The organism is Variovorax sp. Varisp36 (assembly GCF_047304235.1).
Classification (GTDB): domain Bacteria; phylum Pseudomonadota; class Gammaproteobacteria; order Burkholderiales; family Burkholderiaceae_C; genus Variovorax.
On sequence record NZ_JBGLYU010000086.1, the window covers coordinates 1 to 6,539 of the forward strand.

Sequence of the window (6,539 nt, forward strand, 5' to 3'; positions counted from 1 at the left end):
CGCCAGGCCAGCGCATGCAGCACCGCCACATAGTGCCCAGCCATCCGCTCGACCGTCTCACGGTCGAACAACTGCGCCGCATAAAGGAAGCTCGCCTCGACCCGCCCGTCCTCGAACTCCAGCGTCTGCAGCGTCAGTTCGAACTGCGCGTCTTCTTCCTCGAAGTCCAGCCGCTCGACCGACACGCCCGGCCACTCGGCCAGCGAACGGTGGTCGCGCCGCACATGGTTGAACATCACCTGGAACAACGGGTTCGCGCTCAGGCTGCGTTCGGGCCTCAGCGCACCGACCAGCTGTTCGAACGGCAGGTCCTGGTGGGTCTGCGCGCCGATGGCCGTGTCGCGCGTCTGCACCAGCAGCTGCGCCAGCGTCGTCCTCGCATCGATCTGCGAACGCAGCACCTGCGTGTTGACGAAGAAGCCCACCACGCCCGCCGTGTCCGCGCGGTTGCGGTTGGCAATGGGCACGCCCACGCGCGCATCGGTCTGCCCGGTGTGCCGGAACAGCAATGCGTTGAAGCCCGCGAGCAGGGCCATGAACAGCGTCGCGCCTTCGGACGCCGCGGATTGGCGCAGGCGGTCAAGCGTGTCGCCGGGCAAGGCGACGGTGACGCGCGCCGAGCCGTAGCGGCCGTCGGCGTTGCGCGGTCGATCGGTTTGCAGCGAGATCACCGGCTGCCCGGTGCCCAGCTGGTCGCGCCACCAGACGAGCTGCCGTTCGCCCTCGCCGCCGTCGAGCCACTGGTTCTGCCACATGGCGTAGTCGGCGTACTGGACGGGCAGCGCAGGCAGCACCGCGGCCTGGCCGTGCACGCGCGCGGCATACAGCGCGGCCAGTTCGTCGAGCGTGAGCTGCACCGACCACCCGTCCGACACGATGTGGTGCATCACCACCAGCAAGCGATGCGTTCGCGCATCCGTCTTCAGCAGCGCGGCGCGCATCAGCGGGCCGCGCGCGAGGTCGAAGGGCTCGGCACGAATGCGGTGCTCCTCGCGCCGGATCGCGGCGTCGCGCGCGTCGGCGTCGAGCGTGCTCAGGTCGATGCAGGGCAACGCGACCTCCACCGCTTCCCGGATGACCTGCTCGGCCTCGCCATCGCCCGCCTCGCGGAACACGGTGCGCAGCGACTCGTGGCGTTCGACCAGCGCCTGCAAGCTCGCGCGCAGGGCGTCGGTGTCGAGCTGCCCGCAGAGCACGAGGCCGCCACTCAGGTGGTAGGCCGTGCGGGCCGGGTCCAGCTTCCACAGGAACCACTGCCTGCGCTGGGCGAAGGACAGCGGCGCGCGGCCGCGGTGCGGGCGCGGGGGGATGGCGCTCGTGCCGGTCTGCTGCTGCATGCCGGCGCTTGCGCCGCGCAATCGTTCCTTCAGCCTGGCGCGCTGTTCCGCGCTCAGGCTGGCGCGACGCTCGGAGATGTCGTGGAGTTCGGGCATGGCGGGTTCTTCAGGCGGTGGCGGGCAGGCGATCCGTGGCCGCGGCGACGGCATCGGCCAAGTCGGCGTTCTCGATCTCTTCGATCAGACGGGTTTCGACCAGCAGGGCCAGGTCGGCGATGGTGGGCGCCTTGAAGAAGGCGGCCGGATGCAGTTCGATGTCGTAGGCCTTGCGCACGCGCGCCAGGATCTGGATGGCCAGCAGCGAGTCGCCGCCCAGCTCGAACAGGTTGTCGTTCACGCCGACGGCGGTGATGCCCAGCATGTCCTGCCACACGGCGGCCAGGCCGGTTTCGAGATCGCCCCCGGGCGCGACATAGGGCGTGTCGAGCGCGGGGCGGGGGTGGTTGCGGCGCGTGGCGCGCGCAGCGTGAGCCAGGGGGCTGTTCTCGATCAGCGCCAGCATGCCGCTGTCGAGTTCGCCGAGCCGCTGCGCGAGGTCGGTCGTCGAGATCACGACCTGCGCATGCGCCGGGCCGTTGACGATGCGCTCCAGCGCCAGCGCGCCTTCGGGGCCGTCCATGCCCACGCCCTCCGGCAGCACCATGCCCGCGGCCATGCCCAGGTCGCGCCAGGCGTCCCAATTGACCGAGAAGACCGCGTGGCCGGCGCTGCGCCGCGCCTGTGCGGCCAGTGCGTCGAGGTAGGCGTTGGCGGCGGCGTAGTCGCTCATGCCCAGGCCGCCGGCCATGCTGGAGATCGATGAACAGAAGAGCACGAAGTCGAGCGGCTCGCCGCGCACGGCCTCCAGCAGGATTTGCGTGCCGCGCAGCTTGGGCGCGAACACGGCCTCGACCATGGCGCGCGTGCGCTGGCTGATCATGCCGCTGCTGGCATGGCCCGCCGCGTGGATCACGCCGTGGATGGCGCCGAAGCGCTGCCGGGCCTGCGCGGCCGCGGCCTGCATCTGCGCGGCATCGGCCACGTCCGCCGACAGCACGAGCACTTCGCCGCCCAGGGCTTCGAGTTCGAGCAGCTGCAGCAGCTTCTGGCGAAGGGCCGCTGGCTGCTCGGGCGAGGCCGCGAGCGACTTCCAGGCGGCGCGCTCGGGCAGCGGCGAGCGGCCGAGCAGCACCAGCCTGGCCTGCCACGACCTGGCGAGGTGCCGCGCCACCGACAGGCCCACGCCGCCCAGGCCACCGGTGATCAGGTAGACGCCGTGCGTGCGCAGGCGCTGTTTCGGCCCGGCCCCCTGCGCCGGCAGCGCCAGCGGCTCGTAGCCCTTGACCCAGCGGTGCGGCCCGCGGTAGGCCACGAGCGGCTCGTCGCGCGCGGCAGGCGCGTCCGCCGCGAGCTGCGCCACCAGCCATGCCTCGGCCTGGCTGCCGGACACGGGCAGCACCACGTCGACGACGCGGCAGCCGATGTGCGGATATTCCTGTCCGATCACCTTGGCGAGGCTGAACAGCGTGGCCTTCTCGGGACACAGCGGCTCCAGGCCCGACACGTCTTCCATCCGGTTGGTGACGACCTGCAGCAACAGCTTGCGCTCGCGCCCGCCCGCCGTGCTGTCCAGCGCCTGCGCCAGGGCCAGCAGGCTGAAGAAGCCGCGCTCCAGCAACTCGCTCGACGAGGCAGGCGCAGCGAACTCGCCATCCACGCCCCACAGGTGATGGATGTTCGACACCGGGCCGATCCCGCCCTGCACCTTGCGCAGCAGCTGCTCGTGGTCGGCGCGCTCGCCAGGGCGCACGGCGTAGTGGCGCGGGCCGATCTCGACGAAGCCCGGGCCCTGCTCCACGCACACGACGGGATGCGCATCGGCGCTTTCGCGCAGATGGCGGACCAGCTGGCCGGCAAGGCCGCCCGCCTCGCCGAAGACCAGCGTGCAGGTGCCGGCCGGTGCGGGGCTGCGCACGGCGTGCAGCGGTTCGGTGCGCTTCCAGGTCGGCACGTGGAACGCGTCGGCCGCCGGATTCGAAAGCCTGGAGTTGGCGCTGCCCTCGAAGGTGCCTGCCTCCACCCAGTACGACTGGCGCTGGAACGGGTAGCTCGGCAGCGGCACCTGGCGGCGCGGCTGGCCCGCGCGGCAGGCGGCCCAGTCGATCTCGACGCCGGCGCACCAGAGCGCACCGGTCACGCTGGCCAGCTGCCGCTCGTTGCGGGCCTGTTGCTGCGGATGCGCCTGACTCGACCAGATGCCCACGGCCGAATCGGCTTGCGGATGCTGCCGCGCCAGGCCGGCCAGCGTTTCGCCAGGCCCCACCTCGAGCACGACGCGCCCCTTCACGCGCAGCAGTGCGGCCAGCCCGTGGGCGAAGCGCACCGTGCCGCGCAGATGGCGGCCCCAGTAGGCCGGGTCGGTGGCCTGCGCGGCGGTGATCGGTTCGCCCGTGACGTTGGAGATGAACGGAATGCGCGGCGCATGGCGCGGCACCGAGGCAATCACCTTCTGCAGCTCGGCTACGATCGACTCGGTCATGGCCGAATGCGACGCGATGGCGACATGCAGGCGGCGCGGCAGGAGGCCGCTTGCGAGCAGTTGCTTCTCGACCGCCTCGATGGCCTGCAGCGGCCCCGAAAGAACGCAGAGCTGCTCGCCGTTGACCGCGGCGATGTCGCAGCCGGCGCCGATGAACGGCTTCAGCCCGGCTTCGCTCAACGCGATGGCAGTCATCGCCCCGGCGGGCATCGACTGCATGAGGCGACCGCGCGCGGCGACGATGCGCAGCGCGTCTTCGAGGCTGAACACGCCGGCCAGGCAGGCAGCCACGTACTCGCCGAGGCTGTGGCCCAGCATCACGGCGGGCCGCGCGCCCCGCGCCATCCATGCGCGGGCCATCGCGTACTCGACGATGAACAGCGCCGGCTGCGTGTACTCGATGCACGAGAGCTTCTCGTCGGCCGCGGCCTCCGCACCGGCTGCGGGGTACAGCAGCTGGCGCAGGTCCACCCCCATGGCGTCGTTCAGCAAGGCGCAGCAGCGGTCGACCTCGCCACGGAACACCGGGTCGTCGCGGTACAGCGCGGCACCCATGTTCGCGTGCTGCGTGCCGCCGCCGGGGAACAGGAAGGCGAGCTCGGGCGCATTGGCCGGCGCGCGCATCACCTGCTCGAAACCGCCCTCGGGCGAGAGCAGCGCCTGCGCGCCCATCGCATGGCCGTTGGCGACGATGGCGGCGCGCAGCGGCATCGCGCGGCGGCCGCTTTGCAGCGTGTGCGCGATATCCGCGAGCGATTGATCGGCGGATGCCTCGAGATGAGCGCCCAGTCGCTGGCCGGCCTCCTGCAGCGCGGCGGCATTCTGCGCCGACAGCGGCAGCACCTGCCAGCCGAAAGAGCTTTCGGCAGGCTTCGCGGCCGGTGCCTCTTCGAGCACCACGTGCACGTTGGTGCCGCCGATGCCGAACGAGCTCACGCCGGCACGGCGTGGCGTGGGGCCGGGGGGCCAGGGCTTCGTCGCGGCGTTGACGTAGAACGGACTGGCCGCGAAATCGATCTGCGGATTCGGACGCTCGAAGTGCAGGCTGGCCGGCAGTGTGCGGTGCTTCAACGCCATCACCGCCTTGATGAGGCCGGTGACGCCGGCGGCCGCATCGAGGTGGCCGATGTTGGTTTTCACGGAGCCGACGGCGCAGTAGTTCGTGCGGCCGGAGGCGGCCTGGAAGGCCTGCGTCAGCGCGGCCATCTCGATCGGGTCGCCGAGCACCGTGCCCGCGCCATGCGCCTCGACATAGCCTACCGATGCGGCGCTCACACCCGCGATCAGCTGCGCCGCGCGGATGACCTCGGCCTGGCCGTTCACGCTGGGAGCGGTGAAGCCGACCTTGTCGGCGCCGTCGTTGTTGGCGGCGCTGCCCTTGATGACGGCGTGGATGGTGTCGCCGTCGCGCAGCGCGTCGTCCAGGCGCTTGAGCACCACGATGCCCGCGCCGCTGCCGATCACCGTGCCGGCGGCCTTCTCGTCGAAGGCGCGGCAGTGGCCGTCGGGCGAGAGGATGGCGCCCTCCTGGTAGAGGTAGCCGCCGTCCTGCAGCAGATTGAGCCACACGCCGCCGGCCAGCGCCACGTCGCAGTCATAGCCCAGCAGCGCCTGACAGGCGGTGTGCACCGCGACCAGCGATGTCGAGCACGCGGTCTGCACCGTCACGGCGGGGCCGTGCAGGTCGAGCTTGTAGGCCACGCGGGTGCACAGCGAGCCGCCGGAGTTGCCGCTCATGAGGCCCAGCAGGTCGGCGATGCCGCGGCCGTCGCCCAGGCCGAATGCGGGCAACAGGTGCCGCATCAGGTACAGGTTGGGGCCTTCGCCCGCATACACGCCGACCTTGCCCGGCCAGCGCTGCGCGTCGCAGCCTGCGTGCTCGAGCGCGGCCCATGCACATTCCAGGAAGATGCGCTGCTGCGGGTCGAGGTACTCGGCCTCGCGCGGCGAGTAGCCGAAGAAGCCTGCGTCGAACTGGTCGAAACCCTTGAACCGGGTGCCTGACTTCACATAGGCCGGGTCGTCGAGCAGTTCCTGCGGGACGCCTTGCGCGCGCAGCTGCTCGTCGGTGAAGCTGTCCACGGACTCCACGCCGTCGCGGATGTTGCGCCAGAGCGCATCGACATCGTCGGCACCGGGGAAGCGGCCCGCCATGCCGACGATGGCGATCTCGATGCCGGTCGCACCGGGTTGTTCGGGTTGGTCCGGCTGTTCGTCGAGGGTGTGCATCAGTTGACTCTTTCCGCGGATTGGCGGCGTTGAAGCAAGGCGGCGCGCTGGCGCAATGCGCGGTCGTCGCCGGCCGTGGGCGAGGACGCGGGTGCAGCAGCACCACGTGCCATCCACCGGGCCAGCGAATCGACCGTGGGGTATTTGAAAAGATGAACCAGCGGGACCGTGGTGCGCAGCCTGTCTTCGAGCAGGCGGTGCACACGGACCAGCAGCAGCGAGTGCCCGCCGAGGTCGAAAAAGTTATCGTGGATGCCGACCTTCTCGACCTGCAGGACTTCAGCCCAGATGGCTGCGAGGGCCTGTTCGACTTCGCCTTCGGGCGCTTCGTACGCCCTGTCGCTGGTGAACTCGGGCGCAGGCAGCGCCTTGCGGTCCACCTTGCCGTTGGCGTTCAGCGGCAGTGCATCGAGCACCATCAGCACGCTGGGCACCATGTAGTCGGGCAACGCTTC

At 70.9% G+C, this 6,539-nt stretch carries 3 protein-coding genes; all 3 read right to left on the reverse strand.

Annotated elements, in window-relative coordinates; genetic code table 11:
* On the reverse strand, window positions 1-1,433 hold a 1,433-nt coding region (locus ACCD11_RS28130), incomplete at its 3' end, for a condensation domain-containing protein (RefSeq protein ID WP_413316397.1).
* 10 nt (window positions 1,434-1,443) lie between these two features.
* On the reverse strand, window positions 1,444-6,084 hold the full coding sequence (locus tag ACCD11_RS28135) for an SDR family NAD(P)-dependent oxidoreductase (protein ID WP_413316399.1): 4,641 nt from the start codon (window positions 6,082-6,084) through the stop codon (window positions 1,444-1,446).
* Window positions 6,084-6,539, reverse strand: a 456-nt coding sequence (locus ACCD11_RS28140; protein ID WP_413316401.1) for a phosphopantetheine-binding protein, incomplete at its 5' end; no start/stop codon positions are given. The genes ACCD11_RS28135 and ACCD11_RS28140, both read right to left, overlap by 1 nt.

Bases quoted from the DNA above. Each gene is read 5' to 3' on its own strand.
- ACCD11_RS28135 (WP_413316399.1), bottom strand. From the start codon at position 6,084: ATGCACACCCTCGACGAACAGCCGGACCAACCCGAACAACCCGGTGCG.